Origin of the sequence: Erythrobacter litoralis (assembly GCF_029760855.1) — a bacterium.
GTDB lineage: Bacteria > Pseudomonadota > Alphaproteobacteria > Sphingomonadales > Sphingomonadaceae > Qipengyuania > Qipengyuania litoralis_A.
Genome location: NZ_SOSI01000003.1, coordinates 440,554 through 464,048, shown reverse-complemented (window position 1 = coordinate 464,048; position 23,495 = coordinate 440,554). Strand labels below are relative to the sequence as shown.

Here is a 23,495-nt window from a genome sequence, read left to right as displayed (position 1 = left end):
GTCTCGTCGCCGTATGGGCCGCCCGCCGCGCTTTCAAGGCTTGCCCTACTCGGACGTGGGAATTTCGATGACGACTTCGATCCCGTCCGGGCCGAATTGCCGTTCGACCGTCCCGCCGAACTGGCGGGCCGCACTGGTCATCAGCAGGCTTCCGAACCCGGTGCTTTCAGGCTCGCCCGTGACTTTCGCCCCGCGTTCGCGCCAGACGAAGCGGATGTTATCGTCGTCCTTGCGCTCCCACGATACATCGATCGTGCCGTCATTCGCCCATGCGCCATACTTGACCGCATTGGTGGTAAGCTCATGCAGGACCAACCCAAGAGGCGTGACCTGCTTCGCCGGCAAATGGATGTCGGGGCCGCTGATGCGCGAGGTCTTTCTCGAGGATTCGTAAGGCGCGAGCGTGGTTTCGACCAATGCGGCCAACGAGGCGACTTGCCTGTCCAGCTCGCCCTGACTGACCTCATGGGCCGTAAGCAGGGCACGAATGCGCTGACTGATGCTTTCGGTGACCGCTTTGGCTTCCGGTTTGTCGCGCGCGCTCATCTGGACGATAGCCAGAATGACGGCGAACAGGTTCTTCACCCGGTGATTCAACTCGCGGGCCAGAAGGTCGGCCCGGTCGCGCGCTTCGCCGATGGCGGAAGCCTGGGACGCCTCGGCCTCGGCCTTGGCCGCGCGGGAGACCAGCCGCGCACCGAAAATGATCGCGAACAGGAGCAGCAGGATCAACATGCCGAGCAGGGGGAGGACGCGAGACTCCGCCCGGGCCGTATCCGTCAGCTGCTGAGCGAAAATATCGCGCTCGATCCGCTCCATCTCGCGAATGGAACGGCGCAGGCGCTGCATCATCTCCTGACCCTCGTCGGTCAGTATCGTGCGACGCGCTTCGATCAAACCGCCGCTTTGCGACTGTTCGACGGTAGTCTGCATTTCCGCGAATTTGGCGCGTGCCAGTGCATCGATCTGGTCGAGCAATTGTGATTGCCGCTGCGTACTGTCGGTTTCGACGGCGGTGCGCAGGCGTTCGAGCGCAGGTTCGATCTGTTCGCGCCCCAATTGGTACGGCTCGAGATAGCGGCGGTCGAGCGTGAGCAGATAGCCGCGCTGTCCGGTCTCGGCATTGAGCGCCGCCGTGTGCACGTTCCGCAGTTCCAGCAGGATGTTGTCCGTCTGCCTGCTCTGCTCACGCGTATCGCGTTCCGATTCCAGCGTCTGCCAGACGAGGAAGATGAGCGCGAACATCATTCCCCCGATCAGAAGGAGGATGACGACATTCGGCCACCGCCGGCCGAGGTGCGCAAAAGGAATGGCCGCCATCAATGCGCGGTGCCCCAGCTATGGCCGTGTCCGATCTCGACGCCGAGCGGCACCGAAAGCGTAACGCTGGGCCCGGCGGCTTCCGCCATCACCCGCTCGATGACTTCGGATGCCGCGCCGACATCGCCTTCCGGTAGTTCGAACACCAGTTCGTCGTGCACTTGCAACAGCATGCGCACGCCGGAAAGGCCCGCATCGGCTAGTGCCGGCCCCATGCGTGCCATCGCCCGCTTGATGATGTCGGCGCTGGTGCCCTGGATCGGCGCATTGATCGCCGCGCGTTCGGAACCGGAACGCTCGTTCGGGTTCTTCGAATTGATGCGCGGAAACCACGTCTTGCGGCCGAACAGCGTCTCGGAATAACCACGCTCGCGCACACGTTCCAGCGTGCTGACGATATAGCGCTGAATGCCGGGGAAGCGCTGGAAATAGGTGTCGATCATATCCTGCGCGACGTCGGCTTCGACATCGAGCCGGCCCGCCAGCCCCCAGCGCGAAATGCCGTAGAGAATGGCGAAGTTGATCGTCTTCGCCTGCGCGCGGGTGTCGCGTGTCACTTCTCCAAACATCTCGCTCGCGGTACGGGAATGGATATCCTCGCCCTTCTCGAACGCATCCTTCAGCGGTCCGACATCCGCCATATGCGCGGCCAGCCGCAATTCGATTTGCGAATAGTCGGCGGCGAGAAGGACGTTGCCTTCGTCGGCCACGAAGGCTTCGCGGATCTGCCGCCCGATTTCGGTACGGATCGGGATGTTCTGCAGGTTCGGGTCGGTGGACGAGAGCCGCCCGGTCTGCGCGCCGACGAGGCTGTAGCTCGTATGGACGCGGTCGGTGAAGGGATTGATCGCCGCCTGGAGCGCATCGGTATAGGTCGTCTTGAGCTTCGTGAGCTGACGCCATTCGAGAACCTTGCCCGGCACCTCCGCGCCGCTCGCTGCGAGCCGTTCCAGAACCGACTGGTCGGTCGAATATTGGCCGCTCTTGCCCTTCTTGCCGCCCTTGTATCCGAGCTTGTCGAACAGGATTTCGCCGAGCTGCTTGGGGCTGCCGATGGTGAATTCCTGCCCCGCGATCTCGTGAATTTCGCCTTCGAGCCGTGCTGTCTCGACTGCGAATTCCTCCGACAGTTTGGCAAGCCGCGACCGGTCGACCTTGATGCCATGCCGCTCCATATCGGCGATGACGGGAATGGTCGGCCGGTCGACCCGTTCGTACACGCGCGTGCCACCTTCGACCGCGAGGCGCGGTTTGAGGTGCTTGTACAGGCGCCATGTGACGTCCGCATCCTCGGCTGCATATTCGGTCGCCTTGTCGAGCGGGACTTCGCCGAACGGGATCGCCTTTTTGCCGGTGCCGCAAACTTCCTTGTAGCTCAGGCATTTGTGGCCGAGGTGGCGCTCGGCCAGCTCGTCCATGCCATGCCCGCCGCCGATGCCCTGTTCGCTGCGTCCGGCATCCAGCGCGAAGCTGATGATCATTGTGTCCTCGATCGGCGCGACGTGAATGCCGTTGCGGGCGAGGACGTTAAGATCGTATTTGCCGTTCTGGAAGATCTTCAGCACGCTGTTCGCCTCGAGCAGCGGCTTCAGCGCGGCGAGAGCGGCGTCCATCGGCACCTGTTCGGGCCGGTCCGCGAACATGTCGGTGCCCCCATGGGCCAGCGGAATGTAGCAGGCATCGTTCGGACCGAGGGCCAAGCTGACACCGACGAGATCGCATTGCATGCAATCGAGCGAACTCGTCTCCGTATCGACCGCGACCAGCCGGGCGGCAAAGGCCCGTTCGATCCAGGCATCGAGCCGTTCGCGCGTCTGCACGCATTCATAGGCGGAGCGGTCGACAGCGGGAAAATCGGGCAGGGGCTGGGCGTTCGCCCCGTCGACCGCCTGCGCCGCAGCGGTGACCTGCTTCGCCGGATTGAGATCGGTCTTGCGGCCCGGACTCCCGGTTCCGGACTCCAAACGGCGGGAAAGGCTGGTGAAGCCGTGCTTTTCCAGGAAGGCGGCGAGCGGTTCGGGCGGCGTACCGTCGAGCTTCATATCCTCAATCGGCACCGGCAGGTCGCAATCTTCCTTCAGCGTGACCAGTACCCGGCTGAGCTCGGCCATGTCGCGGCCTTCTATCAGGCGCTCCTTCAGCTTGGACTTCTTCATATCCGGCGCCTGATCCAGCGCCGCGGCCAGCGAACCATGCTCGGCAATCAGCTTCGAGGCGGTCTTTGGGCCGATGCCGTAAATGCCTGGAATGTTGTCGACCGAATCGCCCATCAGCGCGAGAACGTCGCCGACGAGATGCGGGGGCACGCCGAACTTCTCCTCGACCTCATCCGGGCCGATGCGGGCATTCTTCATCGTATCGAGCATATCGATACAGCCGCCCTTCTCGACGCCCGGCTCCAGGTCTTCCTTCGCGCAGTCCCCCACCACTTGCATCAGGTCTTTGTCGGAACTGACGATGGTGACGTCCCATCCCTTGCGCGTCGCGGCGCGGGCGTAGGAGGCGATAAGGTCGTCCGCTTCCAGACCCTCTTCCTCGATACAGGGTAGGGAAAAGGCGCGCGTCGCATCGCGGATGAGGGGGAATTGCGGAACGAGATCTTCCGGCGGATCCGGCCGGTGCGCCTTGTAGTCGGCATAGATATCGTTGCGGAAACTGGTCGATCCCTTGTCGAGGATGACTGCGAGATGCGTCGGCCCGTCGGCCTTGTCCAGATCCTCGGCCAGCTTCCATAGCATCGTCGTATATCCGTAAACCGCGCCGACGGGCGTGCCTTCGGGATTGGTAAGTGGCGGCAGTCGATGATAGGCGCGGAAGATGTAGGCCGATCCATCGACGAGATAGAGGTGGTTCTTTTCGGACATCGCGCGGCTTCTAGCAGCGGTGCCCTACGAAGTGGAGACGAAAGCGGCATAGTCCGAACGGTGAGGCATTGGTAAGGTCTGGCAGGAAAACGACGAAATAAGGCAGAATGTGGCGAAAGGACTTGCAATGCCACATTGCTGCCATTATTTGAGATCGCGTGGGGGCCGCAAAGGCTTTCGCGCAGTACCTGTTCGATAGGATAGGGGCTGCACCGGAACCGAAATTTGAGGATTTCTATTATGCGCAAGATCGCTCTTCTGGCCGCTTCGGCCGCCGCTCTCTCGCTGGCCGCTTGCTCGGAAGAAACGCAGGACGCCGCTTCGACGACAGCCGAGAGCGCCGCCGCCGACACCGAAGCCAACATGGACGCCATGGGCAGCGAGATCGAAGAAGCTGGCAACGACGTTGCCGCAGGTGCCGATCAGCTTGGCGAGAACGCCGACGCTGCCGCCGCGAATGCCGAAGCTGAAGTCGAAGGCGAAACGCCTGCCGAAGCCGAAGCCGACTAATCTCGCGCTATCGCACGGGCGGCTCGGTCGCCTGAAATTTCAAGGGGCAGTGCTTTATGGCGCTGCCCCTTTTTTTATGAATGAAGAGAAGTTCTTGCGCGCGCGTCAATTGCCCCCGCCATAATTGGCATCCGCATAGATGCGCCGGGTTTTTTCCGCCGCATAGCCATCGTGCAAGGCCCGCGCGATCTGCGCGATCTTCGCCTCGCGATTGAGCCGCGTTCCCTGTCCGGTCACATAAATGGCGACTGCCACCGCGCGCCCGTCAGGCATTTCGAGAATGCCGATATCGCTGGACGTATTGTTCAGTGACCCGGTTTTGTGGGACACTCGCACGCCTGCCGGCATCAGTGCCGGTATCCGCCTCTTACCCGTGCGGGTCCGGCTCATTGCACCTAGAAGCACCCGGCGCGAACTCGCCGACAGGTAGTCTCCCTGATACAAGCCTTTCAGCAAGGTCAGCATCGCCGCCGGCGTCGCGCTGTCACGCTTGTCGATATGGTTGGCGGGATCGAACTCGCCATCGTCGCGAACGAGGGTTGCGATATCGCGGTCGAGGCTGAAATTCTTGATCCCGGCGCGCCGCATCCAGGCATTCACTTCTTTCGGACCGCCCACGACGCGAAGCAAGGCATCAGTCGCGGGATTGCTGGAGCGAGTGATCATAATCTCGATCAGGTCGATCGCCTTCATGTGATCGCCTTCATAGACCGGGGCGACAGCACTGGAAAAGCGCGCCGAGCGCTTTGGCAGAAGAAGCGGGAATTCGCTCGTCAGAGACCAGCGGCCTTTCTCCACCCCTTCTAGGAACGTCGCGGCGATCGCGATCTTGCTGGTGCTGGCCATGGGAAAAAGCTGGTCGTCAAGGATGCCGATCTGCTGCCCGGTCGACAGGTCGACGGCGGCGACGCCGATCCGGCCCCGCGATCCATCGGCCAGTTCGGCGATGCGTTGTTCGAATGCCGATTGATATACCGCATCGAACGATTGCGGCGTGCGCATTTCCGTGCCGAGCGTGCTGTCGAACTGCGCTTGGTAAGTTGTCTGCGCCTGAGCAGCAAAAGGCACGGCTGCGGCCAAGACCGCCGCCACGAAGGTTTTCCCGATCCGTTTCAATGTCATGTCCAACCGTCTAACCCCATCATGGTTATTCAGGCGTTAACGGATCGATCCGGTCGCAGGCAAGCGCGACGAAGACCGAACGTGTCTTCGCCGCGCCGGGAACCGAACAAGTCGTAGATCTTATGCGGAGACGATGGCCTTTTCGATCCGGTCGGTAGGCTCGCCGGTCATGGTTTTGGCAATTTCGCCAACCAGGCGCTTTTCCAGTTCGCTGTGATAATGCCGACGCATCTCACCGAGTGTCTTTGGGTCTGCAATTACGAGGAGGTCGTCGATCTCGTTCGCGACGGCCTTGGCGTTCAACCATTCCGCTGCCGCGGCACCATGCGCCAGTTCCTCGAGATCGCTACTGCCGAGATGCCGTCCGACGTCGTCCTGATGCTTGACCCCGGCGCTGTAATTGGTGGTCGACAGGTTAGGCTTTTCAGCGTTTTCGAGCTTGGGGTCCAACGACTGTCCGCTATTGCGCATGACGATAAATTTTTCGCCGTCGACGATCGCGACGTGGGCCTTATGCGGCAAGTTCATAAAAGTCCTCTTCCATTTGGGTCAGATGGATAGAGAACGAGGGAACGCGCCGGGAGGTCCGGGGCAAGCGGTTTAGAGACCGAAAAAACCGATCGTTCCAGCGTTAACCGCGTTCGGCCACGCGGGATATGCCTTGTGCATTTCCGATAAGGGCGAGGCGCTGCTTGGTGCTGACCGAGCCAACCATCTGACTGAGGAATGCTGCGATATCGACGCTCGCCGGCATACCTTCAGGTCGGACATGCGATGCGCGCACGAGGATACCATCTGGGATCAAACCCTGGAACGCGAGCGCCAGTTTTTCACTGCGCTGGGCACCGGCGTCCTGCGGGAAGCTGTTGCCCATGCGGCTCCAGTAGATGATATCCTCGATGCGTCCAGGTGCCGTGGCGGTCAACTCGACCGCGGGGACGGACCGCCCGCCGAGCTCAAGCATCACCGGGCGCCGCGCGGCGATCTGCATGCCGACCGCGGGATAGCAAGCCTCGGGCCGGTGCAACTGCAGGTCGTCGGTCTGCGTCCCGCCATAGGCCGCGAGTAGCATGATCTGCTCACCCGTATTGACGTTTTGGTACCGCCGCGTAACGAGATCGTCGTATAGGCGATCGGTCAAGCTGCCTTCGGTCGGGGGGACCACCAGGTTCGGGTCGAATTTAGACACCCACGGGCCGAACCTCTCGGGGATAACCTCGGAAAGCTGATCATCCTCTAGATAGCGAAGCTGTTCGCGCGGCGTCAGCCAAGCGGCGGTTCCGAAGGCTGCGGCGAATGCCCCGCCGATAAGGACTGTCCGGCGATTGACTGCAGTCATTGAAGCCGTCCTCCCAAAGCTTTGCGCAGGCCGGCATCGATGAGGAACATCAGCGCGAGCGCCAAAGCGAACAGGGCCACGCCTGCCGTGTTGTGGAACACGCCCTGCGCTACCGCGTCGCCGTAGTGATAGGTCACCAAGATCAGCGTGCAAACGCGAAGGAAGTTCACGAAGACAGCGATCGGCAGAATTAGCGCCATCAGCAGGATCGCATAACGCCAACTCGAGCCGTGCAGTAGGTAAATGTAGAACAGCGTCACTGCGGTCAGGCCGACGATCGAGTTCATACCGGAACACGCCTGTTCGACCAGCAAGCGATATTGCGCGACCTCGATCGCGACGCCGCTACGAGACACCGGATAGTCGAGCCAACGCAGGAGCTCGGTCGCCGAAAACGAGATGAAATGCTGCAAGGGCGCTGTCACAGCGTCGATCACCCAACCGGGCGGCGGGATGAGGAAGGCTAGGTACAGCAGCGGGAATGTGTTCCGAAAGACCGTACGCGCCCCGACTGCTAGGACAAGCACACCGATCAGCGCGAAATAGAGACCCGCCGTTTCCAGGGCGAGAAAATCATATGCGCGTCCGAAGACGTACAGGATAAGAGACACGACGATGGCGGCCCATGTTAGACCTTGCACGGTTCCCGAACGGCCCTCACCGGACTGGTGAGACCAGTCGCAGCGAGACAGTAGCCACAATCCGGTCGCGAGGACGATCGGGCCGTGCGCACCGATTTCCAAGCTCCACGATCCTTCAGCCAGCCGAATGATCGTCGGGATCGCGAAGGCGACGCAGGCGAGAACAAGCGGCCAATGGGAACGCAGCCGTGCAAGGGTACCCGACTGGTTCGGGGCCGCGTTCGAGAAAGGCTTGTCGAGAACGGCCTCAGTAGGCATTCAGGAATGTGCCAAGTATTTCGCCGTTATTCTGCCGAATGTCGCCGGCGAGCTTCTTGATATCGGCGACGAACGACTTGTCCTTCCGTGCAACGATCAGCGTGTAGCGCACCATGTTCGCGATCCGCACTGCGTCTGAACTACGGTTGGCCGGAGCCGTATCGACGATCGTGCACGCGTAATCGCGCAAGCAGTCGGAAAACACCGCATCGGCGTTTTTCGAAGCAAGAAGGCCTGCATCATTGGAGACCCCGCCCGCGTAAAGGACCGAAAGATTGGGAATTACGTCGTGGTGTACCACATGCTGCAGGGTCGTGTATTCGTCGCTCAGACATTGAAGAAGCCCGCCCCGGTCGCTCACTGGAGCGATATAGTCCTGCACCGCCGGATCGCGCATATTCGCATCAACCAGAATCGTGCGAACGCCTGACAATGCCATGGCAACCGCAATATTCGCCGCCATGTAGCTGCAGCCGGTGTCTTTCGATGCGCCGCAAAAGGCTATGCCGCGTTTGGCATTCTGAACGTGCTGCGAAAGCAATTCCGACAGCAAGAGCGAAATCGTTTCCGCATCGAGAGACCCACGCCCTGAGAGAAGCGCAAGCTTGTCTGAAAAAGTGTAATCACCGCTTTCCTCGATCGAATCGAAGCGATGATCGGCATAACCGCCGTCCGCATGGACGTCAGGCGTCCAGTCTTGCTGCGATGGGGTGCTCAATTCGTTCATGTGGCGTAACTTTCCCCTCGAAGGCGCGCGAATGGCGATGCCCCCTGTTTGTCGCTGCCGGATTGGGCATGCATAGCGCCGAGAACCGGCGCATCGATCAGTTGCAATTCCTCAACCCCGCGAATGCGCCGCTTGAATAGTTCGAGCAAAAGGGCAGCGAGAACGCCGATGCCGAGGCCCGCTGCCAGCGACACGATCAAGAGGAAGGGATAGTTCGGGAACACCTTACCCTGCGGAATGATCGCATCGTTCAGCAGGGTCAGTCCACTTTCGCTGGACCGGGCTTCCTGCTCGAGCTGGGCTGCCCGGGCTGCGGTCTGCTGGTATTGGTCACGCAACACCAGCACATCGGTCGCGAGCCGGCGCGCTTCGTTGGCGGCACCGGCATTTTCGAGCACACGGGCCTGCTGTGCACTGTAGAGCGAACTGAGCGACGGGCCGGTCGTGACCATGCGCGGCTGCGCGGCGGATTCCTGCGCGACCGACGAGGCAAGAGCGTTGCGCTGTTGGCGCAATTGCTGCAAATTCGGGTGGTTCGGACCCAAGGTCCGCGATGCGGCGGCAATGGCCGCATCGATTTGTGCCAACTGGCCAGCCGACGGTGCGACACCGCCGCCCGCCATCGTCTGTACCTGGCCCGCAGGCGTCGATCCCGCTAGAGCGCGAAGCCGCGCAGTATCCGTGTCGACAAGATCGTCGGTCAGGATGACGCCGTTCGCACGCTCGAAGTCGGTCTTAGCTTCTTGTGCTTCGGCCAGTGCGGTCTGAATTTCCTGGGTCTGCTGGTCGAACCAATCGGCGTTCCGCTGGGCGGCTTCCTGCCGGAACTCGAGCGTCTGATCGACATAGGCATCGCGGACAAGATCGGCCAGCTCGGCTGCCGGTTCGGGCGTAGTGCTGGCATAAGTAATCTCAAGAATATTGCTGCCGGGCACCATCGATGCAGTCGTATTCTCGATGACGCGTTCGGCGAGCCAGCGCTGAAAATCCATGCGCTCGGCTGCCCCGCTATCGCGATATTCCTGCGCGAATTCGGCGGAATCAGTCCAGCCTGCGCGCTCCGCGACGCGGCTGGCGACGCGCGGATCGGTAACCAATTGCAGCTGCGTTCCGACATAGGCACGCGCCCACTGCGCCGCGATGGTCTCACCCGTCACCGGGTCCGGCTTGACGATATCGAGCATCAAGCGCGACGTCGCTTCGTAACGAGGCGGCATGACGACTGCGACTGCCATCGTAAGCAGCAGCGCTATCGCCGTGGTCGCGCCGATTAGCAAACGGCGCGCCCAGAGTATTCGGAAGAATTGATTGATGCTCATTGCGAACGCCTAGACCAAAAGGAAATCAAAAGAAACGCTCGCCGACCTTGAGAACGTCGCCTTCAAGCACAGGCTGCGAAAGATCAATGCGGCCAATTTCGCGGCCGTTGCGGAAAACGTCGATCTTCTTTTCCGAACCGAGATTATTCAGACCTCCTGCGCGCGCGAGCGCCATGCGTAAGGTCATGGTCTGGCCGACGGGATAGCAACCCGCGGCATTGACCGCGCCGTAGATGCAAAAAGTCGCTTGCGACCCTGCTTCCACACGGTCGACGAAAATCTTGTCGCCCGCGGCGACATAGGGATCCATCGCCGGACCGCCGGTGGCCATTTCCTCGAGCGTCACATTGATCTTTTCGCCCGAAGCCCGGATAAGCGTGACGGTTTCCGAACCGTTGGGTCCGATGCCGCCAACACGCGCGATCATCTCGGAAAGGCGATAGTTCCGGTCGATGGGAACGAGCCCCTGCGATCCGACTTGGCCGAGAACCGTCACGTAGCGGCTAGCATAGCCAGCCACGATCACGTTCACCACGGGATCGGTATAATATCCGCCACTACGCAGCCGATCGGCTACCTCATCCTGCAACTGGGCGACCGTGCGGTCTTCTGCCTGAACGTCGCGAATAAAGGGCAGTTGGATCGATCCGTCCACCTGTACCTGGACGCGTGAACGATATTCTTCCTGCCCGGCGACCGACACCTCGACGACATCGCCCGGACCAAGAATATAGCCCGCGGCAAGCGGCATTTCCGACTGGGGGGAGGGGGCCTCTTCATCGGCCGATGTATCGGGCTGATTCTGGAATTCCTGCTGGAACGCAGAAGTCTGCGCCGCAAGCGGCACGGCCATCAGGCTCGCCATGCCGATGGCACAAACAAGGGAGCGGGTCGAAAGAATCGTTTTACGCATCTTCTCTTCCTAGCGACGGAACAGATACTTTACCGTTAATCCTGCGTAGAACCCGTCATAGTCGAAGATCGGATTGTTGGCAGAGCGGTTTTCGTATCCCCCGTAGGCGGTGAAACTCAAAGGACTGGCCGTGGTATATGTTGCCGAAACTGTCGCAGTGTTGAACTGGTCTTCGGTAAGGTTGCCTTCCGTACTCGGGGGCAGGGCTGCACTGTAGACGTAATTGCGATCGCGCAGCGAATAGGCGGCTCCGATGTTCCAGCGTTCGTTGACAGCGTAATCGGCGTTCACGCCATACGTCGTTTGCTTCATGTAAAGGGCGTCGTTGTTCAATACGGGCTGGACATCCTTCCCGAATTGCACCCCGAGCGAGAGGCGCGGCGGGAAGGTGCCGTTCAAGCCGATATTCCAACCGAGGCCGTTGTAATTTTCTTCGACAGCGGTCACGGCATTGGTATCGATATAAAAGCCCTCGATCCGCGCATTCCAGCGTGCGCCGATATCGCGAGAATATGCCGCCCCAGCGCGAAATACGTCAAAACCATCGAACTCGTCGCCAATCATCCGATTTTCGTATTCCGTACTCGCCTTGGATGCATAGAGATCGAGCGTACCGATTGATGGTTGCTGATATCCAAGGCCGCCATAGTAAGTGAACGTATTGAAATCGGCGAGCTGCCGCAGGTCGCTCGAATTATCGCCGCTACGGAAGCTGACGCCGCCGATGGGACGTAACCCAATGGAACGACCGCAGGCGACGTCGAGCTTGTATTCCTGGATCGTCTGCACGTTGTCGATGGCGATGCCGGGATCGATGACAAGCGAACGGTCGCCTCTTTCGGCTTGCCGGCGCTGGAAATTGATACCGGGGCGCAGTTCGCAAACGGAGAGTGAAATCAGACCGAGCAAATCGACGGAAATGCGTTCGCTGTCCAACCGTGGGTTTTGAAGGTGGAAATCGTAACCGATCAAGGCAGAGGCGCGCACGGCATTGCGCCCGAAGGTTTTGTTGATGGCTGCGGTAAGCGATGGCGTCACCACCTGGTCATCTCTACTGAAACCGCGAGCTTCCGCGCGCTGCGCATTGCCGTTTATGACGTTGCTATCGTAACGAAGATCGACTTGGCCGCCAAACTCGAGATAGTCTTCGCCTACGGTCTGCGCAGACACCCCGCTCGCGAAGGCAACCGAAGCCAATGCTGTGGCAAGTGTTGCGGTAGCGCGCAGATTGCGAAGTGTTTCAGCCATCGGAAATCCCCTAAGATGCAGCGACATGCGCGAGGTCCGCAATTCGGAATACTCGCGGAAACATGCCGCAATCCAACCCTTTATCAGATCCGTCCCTGAAAGACACGGCGTAACGTGCCGAGAAACTCCTTCAAAAGAAGATGCGGCCGCTCTTTTCGGGTCGCCTTAGCGACATGTAAACCTCTCATTTTAGGAACCGGTTTGCCAGCAACGCGCCATGCCGCCATCCGGGCGGCAATGCGCCGCTTCCGGCGCGCTTGGGCCGGTTGCATAAGGTTTACCTCGTCGATGTCGAGCCGCTCCGTGGCTACGATGCTTGTACGCCGCGCCCGATCGAGGAAGCGCCTGCCGCTCTCGGTCCGAACCATAACGAGGCTGCGGCCGTCCGCTTCGTCGAATTGGGGATAGCCGCTTTCGCCGCCATACCAAGCGTCTGCGCATGCTATGTCGGCGACGCCGCCTACGGGGTCCGGACAAATTTTGCAGCGAAACTGGACCTGGCTGGAGAGGTATCGGCCCCAGCTTTCTTCGTACGACATTTCTGCCGTTCGGCCGTCAGTATCTTCGGCGTGGGTGAGTCCCGGCCAGCCGTTGCCGCGATAACGGAATTGGCTCAAACGCTGTGGGTCGAGGCCCATTGTCTCGACGATGCGATCCGCGCCTGCATGGCTCGGGACTCCGCCGCAAAAGAAGGACAGCTTCAAGGGAAAAACGCGGTCGATACGCTCGTCGAGCAGAGCGAGCGAGCGGAGAGCCGCGACATCGCACGGCTTCCCGATGAATACGGTAGGCGTTCCATCGTCCAGCATTGCTTCGACATTCTCAAGCGGCGAGGAGGGCGCATAGCGCGATCCGGCCCGTGCAAGCACCTCCTGCGACGTCCGCGAGATGGCAGTGCGGTTGCCAGTCGGCTTCGTGGGATCGCCTTCGATATGTAGAACCTGCTGCGCCGCCCCCGTCTCGAGCGCATGCATGGCTAGCGCCGAGATCATGCCGCCGGACGAGCCGGAATGGCGGGTCTCGTCTTCGGTCGCATGGCCCGTAAGGCATTCAATATAGGGGCCCCAAGAAACATCGCTTGCGGTCGCTTCGGTCATCCGGTCCCAGCTATAAACTTCGAGTCCGGGGCAGGCTTGTTCGATTGCGCGCTCGACTCGATCGGAAATTTTCGCCACCTGTTCGGGGCGCGCGTATCCAGGCGCCTCCACTTCCATCGCGATCGCATCGTCCGAAATGCCCGCGCATAATCCGCAGCCCGCGCACAGTTTACCGCGCTCGACTTTTCTCAGGGCCGGTGAATCGGTCATGCGATCAGGCACCTTTGGCGAGCTGTTCTCGCAGCACGGCGCGATACCCGTCGAACATCGCATCGACCTTGTCCAAAACTGCGCGTTCGGCTCGCTGCATCGCGGCGCTCTCATCGATCGCGGAGACGACGAAGCTGAAGGCCTCGTCCTCGCTCATTCCCGATACCGGTGTGAGCCAAGGATATTCGAGCAAACCGAACAGGCCGGAGAATTTGCGGCTATAGGAAATCGGAACGACCGGTGTGCACGAGGAGAAGGCCGCGATGCACGCGTGCATACGTCCCGCCACGAGGAAATCGAGACCGGAAATATAGCTTTTCGCCTCGCTCGGATCCTTGAAATCCGGTACCCGGATGGCTTCGGGAAATTCCGCCCTCAGCGCATCGGCACGTGCGCCGTCGTCGTCGCTCTTGTCGTTTGCGCTGTTCGCATGAGTGACGAGGTGGACCTCGACGTTCTCCTGCGCAGTAAAATGCGCGATCAAACGGCGGTGCAAGGCGAGATAATCGAAAGAGAGGCCGAAGCGGTTTTCGCCGGTCTCGGCCTGGCGACACAGTAAGCCCGATGCATTGATACCCATACGGAACTTGCCGTTCGATCCGCGCAGCTGCGAGCGATCCTCGAACGGTAGCTTGAACGCGACATCAACTGCCAATTGCGCGTTCGCCTTTGGCGCGACCTCGGTAATCGCGGTAAGGGATTGACGGTCGCGAGCAATGACCGCCTTTGCCTGCTTCATAACCGATCCGGCGAGTGGGCGCAGGGCAGGGTTCTTGAACGGGCCAATGGTCTGCGGCGCCAAGATCAGCGGCACACCGTGCGCGGTCGTCAACTGCTTGGAAAGCCACATGAAGCCAAATCGCTTCGCGCCGTAAATGTCGGCAAAGCTGTCGCCCGCGCCGATATCGATAACGCAATCGAGGGTGCCGACCTTCTTCCAGAAACCATTGGGAGACAGCATCTTGCGGCTGTCGATCTCGTATTGCTCCACCCCCGGCGCGATCGAATCGGTATAGCTCTCGCGCATCGAGAGGACGACGAACTCGATCTCTCGCCCGACTTCCTCGGCAACGGCGCGAATTAACGCCATATTCCCGAGGGTCAGCGCGCCAACGCCGAGATTGCCGGCTCTTAGCGAATGCCAGAGCAGCCCGATACGAAAGGGTTTCAAAATAAGGCCTCGATTTGAACTGACCTGCAAGGCCGGTCGGATAGGATTAGTCGGGCGATCCGATCGGCGCCTGCGATCCAGCCGAACCGTTGCGAACGCCCTGCGGCGCGCCCGGTTGCTCCGGTGCCGAGAACTCGTCCGAATAGCGCACGGTCTTCTTCTTCTCGTCGATCACCGACTTGAAGACACTCTGCGCTTGCCCGCCAGACCGCTGCTGCGCCACCATTTCGCGTGCAAGATTCAGGGCCTGATCATCACTGATCGGATAGGTTTTTCGAGAAACGACCGCATTAATGCGCGCTCCGTTACCCTGCGGCAGGATGTAAACCTCGCCCACCCCGAGATCGACGAGCTGCTGTGCCACGTTCGGAGCGACCGTCAGCGAATCAACTGTTCCCATCGTGGAGGAATAGCGGACATTGTTCTGATCGAGCAGGGCGCGTACGCCGTCCAGCGTATCGATCGGCTCCATACGGCGGAGGAGGGCTTGATCAACCTGGGGGACCACGAGCTGTTCGACCACCGTCACGAACCGTTGGTCGAACATCGCCGGATTGTCGGATATGAAACGCCGCGCCTCGTCGTCCGAGGGGCGGGGAGACTGCGACTGCAGTTCGTTGCGCAGAAGGCCAACCAGAGCGGCCTCTTCGGCCCGTTGAAGTGCAAGCGCGCCCTGCGGTGTCTTGTCCAAACCGCGCTCGCGCGCTTCCGCCGCGAGTATTTTGCGATTGATTGCGGCATCGAGTGCGCGATTGGCGAGTTCCGGGTTCTGGGCTTGCTGCGCGACACCTAGCGCGGCGAGTTCCGAGCCGACCTGACTGACCGTGATTTCCTCGCCATCGACTGTCGCGGCAACCTGGCCGCTAGGCGCGTCACTGGAATCGCATCCTGACAGCGCAAGCGCGCTTACCGCGAATAAGACCTTTACGGATTTCATGATCTTCCTTAATTCCCCGGCTTCGACATAGGATGGCACGGTTGGGGTGCCGCCGTCGATGCGTCCGATACCACACTCGAAGGCACGTTAAAGGGAAAAGGTTTCAGTTGTTCCAACACCGTAAACCTCGAATTTAAATCTGGCGCTTTATACGCCGATTGACACCTTTATCGTAGCACCCAAGGGAGTTCGCGACCGACATGGCAGACGGAGAGAAACGCTTGCGCGTCTGCCTCGCCGCATCCGGCGGTGGCCATGTGCGCCAACTCCTTGATCTCGAACCCCTGTGGAAGCGGCACGACAGCTTCTTCGTAACGGAGGAATCGGCGCTGGGCCGTTCGATCGCGCAGACGCAGGAAACCTATTTCGTACCCCATGTCGCGCTTGGTCAGGCGCGTTTGGGCAAGCCGTTCAAGATGCTCGCGTCTGCTTTTGCCAGTTTGCGGATCTCGTTCAACATCCTGCGCAAAGCCAGGCCCGACGTAATTTTAACGACCGGCGCCGGCTCCATGGCTTTTTTAGTCCTTCTCGGCCGGCTGCTCGGCGCGCGTATTGTCCTGATCGATTCGTTCGCGCGCTTCGAAAATCCGTCTGCCTTTGCCAAGCTGATCGGTCCCTTCGCGCATCTGCGCATCGCGCAGGCGGCGAAGCTGGCAGAAAACTGGAAGGGTGCTTTGGTGTTCGATCCTTTCAGGACGATCGACGAACCGCGACCGGAAAAGGACGCACTTTTGTTCGGCACGGTCGGCGCGACACTGGCCTTCCCCCGGCTGGTTGATCTGGTAACGACCGCCCATCGCGACGGGATTGTGAAGGACAAGATCATCCTTCAAGTCGGCAACGGGGCGATTGTAGAACACGAAGGAATCGAATGGGCGGAAACCTATCCGTTCGACGATATCCAAGCCATGCTGTCGCGGTCGGATTATGTTGTCTGCCACGGCGGCACCGGCTCGTTGATCACAGCGCTTCGCGCAGGATGCCGGGTGATCGCCGTGCCGCGTCGCTACGAACTGGGCGAGCATTACGACAATCACCAGGCGGAAATCACCGAGAATTTCCAGAAGCGCGGTCTGATCGAGATCGCCGATACGCCCGAAGAGTTTGCCGCCGCAATCGAAAAACTACGTGCGCGCGAGCCGACGCGCGCAACCACGGATTATACGGCGCTAATGGCTTATCTCGACGGGTGGATGGCGCAACGCAGCTAAGGGCGACGCGCCGGATCGAACGATAAGTGTCTGGCCGGGTTCGAGAGTGATTTCGAGAGGATTTCTCGCTGCGGGAACCGGATCGCCTAGCCTGTTCGTTTCCAGCGGGACGTCGCCAACGAAATGCCTAGCGCAGTTGCCCTCGACCCGGCCGCCGAACTCTTCGATTCGCAGGAACGACGTTACATCGTCGTGCGACAGGATCGTGTTTTCCCGAACCTCGCCGTCGGCTGCGCCCGACACGCAAACTCCGTTTCGCAGCCCTCCGTCGATAAGGTTGCGAAGCACGCTAACACGGCCGAATCGCGGTCGGTCAGCATAGATACCGCGGACGAAGATGCCTTGCGCAGGCAGCCCTGTTCCACGGGTGAAAACATTGTCGGCAATAACGATGTCGTCGTTGTCTGTGTAACCAGCCAGTGGCCAGAACTGAATAAAATCGGGATGATCGCCTGCGCCACCCGTATCGATGGGGCGAAAATCGGTCGCCGTGTTCCGCAGGATCGCGACGCGGGAAGAGCCGCCGCCCCGGATCGCATCGATGCGCATGTCGGAGAAGGTGCAATCGCTGATTTCCAGTCCGTCCACGCCGCGATGCGCGATGCCATGTTTGAGGCCCTCGAACCGCATTCCGCGAAAGGCGATTTTACTCCCACGATCCACAAGGATGGCGCCTGCGCTGCGGTTCGCCCCGGTTACCCTGCCGCCTTCGAACGAAAGGCCGCAGCACGCATCGAACCGGAAGCAGCGCGCGGTGTCGTTCGCACACTGGAACACTCCGCCGCGTATGGTCACCGGCGGATCGAACACCGACCCTCGCAGATGGAACGGCGGGATGGGCTCGTCGCCCAAGTCGATTGTGTCACCGGCGATGGCGCGTGCGAGGCGATCAAGCATGGAGACGCTCGCCGTTCTGCGAAGAGACAATCGGGGCAGACGGACCTTCGGGACCGGCGGAGTGGGTGGATTCTTTATCGGTCTCTGTTACGCGGATCATCGATTTGCGAACCTTTCGGTTTGTGAGGGGTGGCCGCATAAGCCGTCCTCAATGCAGTAGGAAAATCCTTTGTCGTCACACTCGCCCGATCCTCGCCCGGCAACGGTTACGGCGCCCGAAATGGCTGTTATCGCGGTAAATTATCGGTCGCCGGAAGATACGATCGAATGCCTGGCCTCACTGTTTTCCGGCGAGCGCGTTCCTTACGTGATCGTTGCGGACAATGCGTCGGGCGACGGTTCTCTGGAGACCATCGCTGCTTGGGCGAAGGGCGAACGGGAAACGCGTTATGCAAGCGAATTCCATCGTAACGAGGCGACTGCGGCGATCCGGTTTCCGATTGAATGCGACCTGCGTGGTCCAGACGATCTTGATCGACCGATCGAAAAGCCGCTGACGCTGATCGATACGGGCGCGAATTTAGGCTTTGCCGGTGGTAACAATCGCGGACTGCAGGTCGCGGCGGGCAATCCGGCGGTCGAACTGCTATGGTTACTCAACAACGATACGACCGTCGGTCCGGAAACGGTCGGCATGGTGATCGACGCCTTCGGCGCGCATCCTGAATGGGGCATGGCGGGCACCCCCGTCCGCCTTTACCATGAGCCGCATACCCACCAGCTCGTCAACGGAATGCGCTTCAACAAGCTGACCGGAACGGGCCGCGGGATCGGCGCGGGAAGCGCTGTCGATACGAAGCTCGACCCGGACGCGGTAGCGCGGCAGACCGATTTCGTATGTGGCGCGTCGCTTATAATGAGCCGGGAATTTTTCGAAGACGTCGGCTATCTCGAGGAACGGTTCTTCCTCTTCTACGAAGAGATCGACCTTGCAACCCGCGGGAAGCAATACCCCATCGGGTTCATTCCCGACGCGGTCGTTTACCACAAGGAAGGCGCATCGGCCGGTTCTTCAAGCCGGTTGCAAGCGCGTTCGCCCTTGGCCGAATATCACCACATTCGCAGCAAGATGCTGTTCGTGCGCAAGCACTACCCGCTTTTGCTGCCGCTATATTTCGCGCAAAATCTTGTTATCGTAGCACGGCGCCTGATGCGAAGGCAGCCTCCCCAGGCGAAGGCGACGGCGCGCGCCACCTTCGGTTTGCCCCTCAGGTGATCTCGGAAGTCTGCATCGGATGATATCGCCCAGTCAGGATATTCACGCCGGTCAGTTTCCGCACTGCGACCAAGCTCGCGATGTTCCTGACGATAAGGATCGTGCTCATCACCAGAACGAGACCGAGCAACCCGAAATTCTGAGCGGCGAGGGGCAGGGCAATCAGCAGGACGACAAGACTAACGATCGTAAAGAGCAGATTGATGCGCTCATTTCCCGTCATTGCGAGCACAAGGCCCGAGGGGCCCGTACAAACATAGAGGATCTGTCCGGCCAACAGGATTTGAAGGATCGGGGCACCTTGATTGAATTCCGGACCAACGATGGTGAGAATCGGATCAGTGAAGATAATCGTGAACAGGCCAACTGGCAGGACGAGGAGACAGGACAGGACGGTCGCGGACCGTGCGAGCCTAGCGATCGCGGCGAAATCGCCCTTGGAATGAGCGACTCCGAATTTCGATGCGAAGACACTGAAAATGCCGATCGTAATGACGGGCAGGGCCGATGCGACCTGCATCGCGACGCGGAAAATGCCCGCATCGTACAACGAAAGCAGTGCTGCGACGACAGCCAGACTATACCAGTCGCTGAGGTTTTTCGACACGGCGACGCCCCAAAGAGGAACCGCCCTTTTAAACAAAGGACTCATCGGAACGTCGAGCGCGTCGACTGATCGACTGGTTTTTACCAAGCTCGTCGTTAAGCCCACACCCGCTGCAACAAGCCCGGCCAGCGCCGTCGAGAGTAAAACAGCGAATAGCGTATAGGTAACGCTGAGCAGGATCAGCGATACGACTATGATCGGAATGATCAGGACTTCGACCACGTTGCTGAACACATAGAGCGCCTGCGAGCGGAGAAAGCCGCTGGTGAGCCGTGTGAAGCTTCGCGAGACTGCGATCGCGATGAGGAAAACAATCGCATAGGGGGTCGTCGATCCTTCCAGCAGTTTCTCTCGGATCAAGCCTTCCAGTGCCCATACGACAGCGGAAACGAGCAGGAGGAGCAAGCTTGAAACCAAGACGAGCTTGCCGAAGGATTTTGTCCGCGGAAGCACTTTCTTCGCACGCGCCTCCGAAAAGCTACGTATGACGGAAAGGTCGAGGCCGCCTGCGCACACCAGAGAAAGAAACATGCCTGTCTGCGTTATCACGCCATACTCGCCCAATGCTTCGGGACCCATTGCCCGGCCGATAAAGAGCGTAATCAGAAATCCGAGCCCCACGCCGCCGATCCGGATCGCGATGGAAAGCAAGGAGTCGAGGTGAATTGTAAGGTAATTCGCAGCTTTTGCGATCATGCGAGGCACATTGGTTTCCTTTGGCGCAGGCGGCAGTTAGGCAATACGGATGCTATTAGCTAGCGGCTTGCGGCAGGTCCCTTTTAACTGGTTGGTTTCGAGACATCGATGACGCTTCTTCTCCATCCCGGATTGCACAAGACCGGAACGACCTGGCTGCAGGAAGCCGTCTTTTCGAACAGTCCTCTGTTCAACGATCTCATGACGCACCAAGAGATTTTTGATGTTTTTGTCCGTCCTCATGATTTCGATTTTGATCCACAGGTCGCGGCGGAATACCTCACCGATCGTCGGCGACAGATGAGCGACGGAAGGGTGGACGTGATTTCATCGGAAACCCTGTGTGGGACACGAATGACAGGGCAACGCGAAAGCCGTATCATCGCGGACCGTCTCGCTCAGACCTGCCAACCGGCGAAAATCCTGATTACCATTCGCGAACAGAAGGCGACGTTGAAGGCGTCTTACTTCCAATACATCAAGCGTGGCGGACGTAAGAGCATTGACGAGTATCTCAGTTTTCGTCCGGAACCGGGATTTTATTTCTTCGATAAGGATCAGCTCTCCTATGACCGTTTGATCGAGCACTATGCCAAGCTCTTCGGCGCGGAAAATCTGTTGGTACTTCCGCAAGAAGCACTGGCCCGGAAGCTCGAGGCGTATTTTGACCAACTGGTCCTGCACGCGACAGGACGGTTGCCCGATATCCATACGCCGATGCCGGATCGCACGCGGATCGGCGCAAGCCCCCCTGCAAGCGGCCTTCCGCTTTTACGGTTGTCGTCACACTTCAGGCGTACCCCGGTCGACAATGACCCGTTCATGCCGTTCGAGCCCATCGGAAACCTACTTGCGAGCTTAGGCTATCGCTGGAAAATCGGTGAGCGGGCCGCCGCGCATCGAATTGATGAGGCGATGTCGGCGGCGACCGAAAACCGTTACGCCGCGTCCAACGCGAACATACAGCGCTATTGCCCGTTCGATCTCGCCGAGCTTGGTTATCAGGTCGCGGGTGGCCCCCCAGTCGACTAGCCTCTTTCGAACATCGTCGGACGTTGCGCCATGTCGCGCGCCATGTCGCCGTAAATACGATCCAGCCCCTCTTGTATGGACGGGTCCATGCGGGACACGGACGACAACCGTTCGCGTTGCGGCGGGAAGGCACGCCTTTGCTCATCCGAAAGGTCGAGAAAGTCGAAGAACCTGTCGATGTTCTCATAAAGGTGATCGAAGCTGACGAAGAGCGTCGGGAAATTGGCCGGCTGCGTCGTCCAGTTCGACCAATGCCGGTTCAGGCCGAAGCGATCTTCTCCCGCCGCCAGCATGTCTTCCAATGTGAAGTTCCTCGAAGCCTCGCGTATAGCTCGATTGTATTCGTTCGCGTTGCGGTAGTCTTCGGCCGTCAGCTTGGCCGACATGTGCGATTGGAAATCGCGCCGGAAGAGCGAAAGCGCGGCTTTCGCCGGATCGCTATAAATATATACACACCGACTGATGGACAAGGGTTCGAAGACCGGATGCTGGGGGCTGTTGGCATGCTTTATGCCATCATTATGGCTGTCCCAACTGTTCACGCGCATGAAGTCCGACAGGTATTTCAGGATGAATGTGGTTCCACTGCCGCCATAGGAGACGAGAATGGTGTCGTACGCGTCAGACCTATTGGCTGATCGATATCGCCGTTCGGCAAGTTCATTGTACTTCGCGCGTGCCGCATGAACGACTTTTCTCATCTTGATATTCCTCGCAATCGCCCAAGCCGCCGTATCCCGCGAATCCGCTGGCTTTGAATTAGGTCGCTCCTAACCATACGACGCTCCTCTATCCATATTCCGCCTTCGATTGTGGCGAAAGTTTGATCCGTCTTCAAATCGGCACGCGTCACCGACCCCCTTGTTGCAGCAGCCAAGCGAATGGGCATGGAGCCGCCACGGCCATCGTTTCCTTCGCATTTCCAAGATGCGTTTCGGGATCGGAAGCGGTGGATCGCATCACAATCAGGAGACGGGATTTGCACTCTGCCCTTATCGGCAAACTGACAGGGTCAGCTTTTTTACTATCTGCTTTCACAATCGGCGCTATGCCGACGGCATCCGCCGCACCGGGACAAGCGGTGGTCGAACCGACGTCGCAATCTGTAACGGTATCGTCGAAAGCCGATATCCTTCGCGTATTAGAAAGGATCAATACGCCAACACGCATCCTGCTGCGACCAGGCAATTACGGTCGCCTCTTTTTGAAAGACATTGCCGTTCCGAACGGGACGGTTATCCAGTCCGCCGAAATGCGCCGTGTGGCAACATTCGAAGGCATTCGGCTCGATGGGGTTCGCGGTCTTTCGTTTGAGGGACTGGGCATCGAACCGCCAGCTAGCGGGCCAGTCGCGGGCCGTTACGGTATGCTAATTGTAAACAGCAGGTCGGTGGAAGTCGACCGTTTGGCATTTCGAGGACCCGGCCGCACGGTAAACGACCGCTTCGGAGCGGCACTTATGCTTCGGAACAGTTCTTCAATTACGGTCAAGCGTTCCTACTTCAAGAATTTCCGACATGGTATCGCGATGCTGAAGCTTGAAGATGCCACGATCGAGCTTAATGAATTCGAGGAATTGCAGACCGACGCTATTCGTGGCGGCGGTGTCAGTGACACGCGGATAGCGAACAATGTCATCACGAATTTTTCGCCTGCCGCCAAAGACCATCCGGACGGCATCCAGCTATGGTCCAATCAACAGCGCAAAGCAGCGAAGGACATCGTAATCGAAGACAACCTCGTCGTGCGCGGAAAGGGCGGGCCGACGCAAGGCGTTTTCATTCGCGACAATCGCCTGCGTCTTCCGTTTGAGAACCTCCGGGTCACGGGAAACCTCGTTATCGGCGGGTTGTACAACGGGATCAGCATCGGGGGAGCCGATGGAGTTCGTCTGCTCGACAATACGGTCATATCCCGACCGGATCAGAAAAGCTGGATTCGGTTGGAGCATACCCGGAATACCTATGCCGCCGGAAACAGCGCGGCAGCGTATGTGGTGAAGAACAATCCGATGCCTCCCAAGGTTAGGAACAACGAACTCACCGACCCTGTACGCGGCGATCTGACTAGGACAATCAGCGAATGGGTCCGCTCGAAAGAAGGGTTCGCAACCTATCGCGGCGCGGTGCTCCAGCGCCTGATGAAACGAGGTGAATAGTG

General features: G+C 59.6%; 21 protein-coding genes. 5 read left to right on the top strand and 16 right to left on the bottom strand.

Going from position 1 to position 23,495, the window contains the following annotated elements:
- Nucleotides 1-45: 45 nt before the first annotated feature.
- Entirely contained in the window at nucleotides 46-1,320 is a 1,275-nt protein-coding gene (locus tag E3U23_RS07990; protein WP_279350707.1) for a sensor histidine kinase, read from the bottom strand.
- Entirely contained in the window at nucleotides 1,320-4,184 is a 2,865-nt protein-coding gene (gene polA / locus E3U23_RS07985; RefSeq protein ID WP_279350706.1) for a DNA polymerase I, read from the bottom strand. Before polA ends, E3U23_RS07990 begins: the two co-directional genes overlap by 1 nt.
- Before the next feature lie 240 nt (nucleotides 4,185-4,424).
- Here polA and E3U23_RS07980 point away from each other — a divergent pair, with 240 nt between their 5' ends.
- The gene (locus E3U23_RS07980) at nucleotides 4,425-4,694 is read left to right on the top strand and encodes a hypothetical protein (protein WP_279350705.1); all 270 of its coding nucleotides are present in this window, start codon (nucleotides 4,425-4,427) and stop codon (nucleotides 4,692-4,694) included.
- A 105-nt stretch (nucleotides 4,695-4,799) separates the two neighbouring features.
- Here E3U23_RS07980 and E3U23_RS07975 read toward each other — a convergent pair whose 3' ends face one another.
- From E3U23_RS07975 to E3U23_RS07925, 11 genes are all read right to left on the bottom strand, one after another.
- The gene (locus E3U23_RS07975) at nucleotides 4,800-5,816 is read right to left on the bottom strand and encodes a class A beta-lactamase-related serine hydrolase (protein WP_279350704.1); all 1,017 of its coding nucleotides are present in this window, start codon (nucleotides 5,814-5,816) and stop codon (nucleotides 4,800-4,802) included.
- 120 nt (nucleotides 5,817-5,936) lie between these two features.
- Nucleotides 5,937-6,344 (bottom strand): host attachment protein, encoded by a 408-nt coding sequence (locus E3U23_RS07970; RefSeq protein ID WP_279350703.1) that lies wholly within the window; start codon nucleotides 6,342-6,344, stop codon nucleotides 5,937-5,939.
- 103 nt (nucleotides 6,345-6,447) lie between these two features.
- Nucleotides 6,448-7,155 (bottom strand): exosortase-associated protein EpsI, V-type, encoded by a 708-nt coding sequence (gene epsI, locus E3U23_RS07965; RefSeq protein ID WP_279350702.1) that lies wholly within the window; start codon nucleotides 7,153-7,155, stop codon nucleotides 6,448-6,450.
- Entirely contained in the window at nucleotides 7,152-8,054 is a 903-nt protein-coding gene (gene xrtV / locus E3U23_RS07960) for an exosortase V (protein WP_279350701.1), read from the bottom strand. The genes epsI and xrtV overlap by 4 nt, the downstream gene beginning before the upstream one ends.
- On the bottom strand, nucleotides 8,044-8,781 hold the full coding sequence (locus E3U23_RS07955) for a CpsD/CapB family tyrosine-protein kinase (RefSeq protein WP_279350700.1): 738 nt from the start codon (nucleotides 8,779-8,781) through the stop codon (nucleotides 8,044-8,046). The genes xrtV and E3U23_RS07955 overlap by 11 nt, the downstream gene beginning before the upstream one ends.
- Nucleotides 8,778-10,100 carry a GumC family protein gene (locus E3U23_RS07950; protein WP_279350699.1) on the bottom strand — a complete coding sequence of 441 codons (1,323 nt, stop codon included), beginning with the start codon at nucleotides 10,098-10,100 and terminating at the stop codon, nucleotides 8,778-8,780. Before E3U23_RS07950 ends, E3U23_RS07955 begins: the two co-directional genes overlap by 4 nt.
- 25 nt (nucleotides 10,101-10,125) lie before the next feature.
- On the bottom strand, nucleotides 10,126-11,013 hold the full coding sequence (locus E3U23_RS07945) for a polysaccharide biosynthesis/export family protein (protein WP_279350698.1): 888 nt from the start codon (nucleotides 11,011-11,013) through the stop codon (nucleotides 10,126-10,128).
- Between the two features lie 9 nt (nucleotides 11,014-11,022).
- Nucleotides 11,023-12,261: a hypothetical protein gene (locus E3U23_RS07940; RefSeq protein ID WP_279350697.1), complete on the bottom strand. Its 1,239-nt coding sequence runs from the start codon at nucleotides 12,259-12,261 to the stop codon at nucleotides 11,023-11,025.
- Nucleotides 12,262-12,344: 83 nt separating this feature from the next.
- The gene (locus E3U23_RS07935) at nucleotides 12,345-13,568 is read right to left on the bottom strand and encodes a Coenzyme F420 hydrogenase/dehydrogenase, beta subunit C-terminal domain (RefSeq protein WP_279350696.1); all 1,224 of its coding nucleotides are present in this window, start codon (nucleotides 13,566-13,568) and stop codon (nucleotides 12,345-12,347) included.
- 4 nt (nucleotides 13,569-13,572) lie between these two features.
- On the bottom strand, nucleotides 13,573-14,739 hold the full coding sequence (locus E3U23_RS07930) for a polysaccharide pyruvyl transferase family protein (RefSeq protein ID WP_279350695.1): 1,167 nt from the start codon (nucleotides 14,737-14,739) through the stop codon (nucleotides 13,573-13,575).
- 46 nt (nucleotides 14,740-14,785) lie between these two features.
- On the bottom strand, nucleotides 14,786-15,676 hold the full coding sequence (locus E3U23_RS07925) for a SurA N-terminal domain-containing protein (RefSeq protein WP_279350694.1): 891 nt from the start codon (nucleotides 15,674-15,676) through the stop codon (nucleotides 14,786-14,788).
- Between the two features lie 200 nt (nucleotides 15,677-15,876).
- Here E3U23_RS07925 and welK point away from each other — a divergent pair, with 200 nt between their 5' ends.
- Nucleotides 15,877-16,887, top strand: a complete 1,011-nt coding sequence (welK, locus tag E3U23_RS07920) for a beta-1,4-glucuronosyltransferase WelK (protein ID WP_279350693.1) — start codon at nucleotides 15,877-15,879, stop codon at nucleotides 16,885-16,887.
- Here welK and E3U23_RS07915 read toward each other — a convergent pair.
- Nucleotides 16,846-17,784 carry a right-handed parallel beta-helix repeat-containing protein gene (locus E3U23_RS07915; protein ID WP_279350692.1) on the bottom strand — a complete coding sequence of 313 codons (939 nt, stop codon included), beginning with the start codon at nucleotides 17,782-17,784 and terminating at the stop codon, nucleotides 16,846-16,848. The two genes, welK and E3U23_RS07915, sit on opposite strands and share 42 nt — an antisense overlap.
- Before the next feature lie 220 nt (nucleotides 17,785-18,004).
- Between E3U23_RS07915 and E3U23_RS07910 the strand changes: the two genes are divergently transcribed.
- On the top strand, nucleotides 18,005-19,000 hold the full coding sequence (locus E3U23_RS07910) for a glycosyltransferase family 2 protein (protein WP_279350691.1): 996 nt from the start codon (nucleotides 18,005-18,007) through the stop codon (nucleotides 18,998-19,000).
- Here the strand turns inward: E3U23_RS07910 and E3U23_RS07905 are convergent.
- On the bottom strand, nucleotides 18,993-20,303 hold the full coding sequence (locus tag E3U23_RS07905) for a lipopolysaccharide biosynthesis protein (protein WP_279350792.1): 1,311 nt from the start codon (nucleotides 20,301-20,303) through the stop codon (nucleotides 18,993-18,995). The genes E3U23_RS07910 and E3U23_RS07905 overlap by 8 nt on opposite strands.
- Nucleotides 20,304-20,411: 108 nt before the next feature.
- Between E3U23_RS07905 and E3U23_RS07900 the strand changes: the two genes are divergently transcribed.
- Nucleotides 20,412-21,335 carry a hypothetical protein gene (locus E3U23_RS07900; protein WP_279350690.1) on the top strand — a complete coding sequence of 308 codons (924 nt, stop codon included), beginning with the start codon at nucleotides 20,412-20,414 and terminating at the stop codon, nucleotides 21,333-21,335.
- Here the strand turns inward: E3U23_RS07900 and E3U23_RS07895 are convergent.
- A complete protein-coding gene (locus E3U23_RS07895) occupies nucleotides 21,332-22,036 on the bottom strand; it encodes a hypothetical protein (protein ID WP_279350689.1) in 705 nt (234 codons plus the stop codon). The genes E3U23_RS07900 and E3U23_RS07895 overlap by 4 nt on opposite strands.
- A gap of 347 nt (nucleotides 22,037-22,383) precedes the next feature.
- Here E3U23_RS07895 and E3U23_RS07890 point away from each other — a divergent pair, with 347 nt between their 5' ends.
- Entirely contained in the window at nucleotides 22,384-23,493 is a 1,110-nt protein-coding gene (locus E3U23_RS07890; protein ID WP_279350688.1) for a right-handed parallel beta-helix repeat-containing protein, read from the top strand.
- The last annotated feature ends 2 nt before the right edge of the window (nucleotides 23,494-23,495 follow it).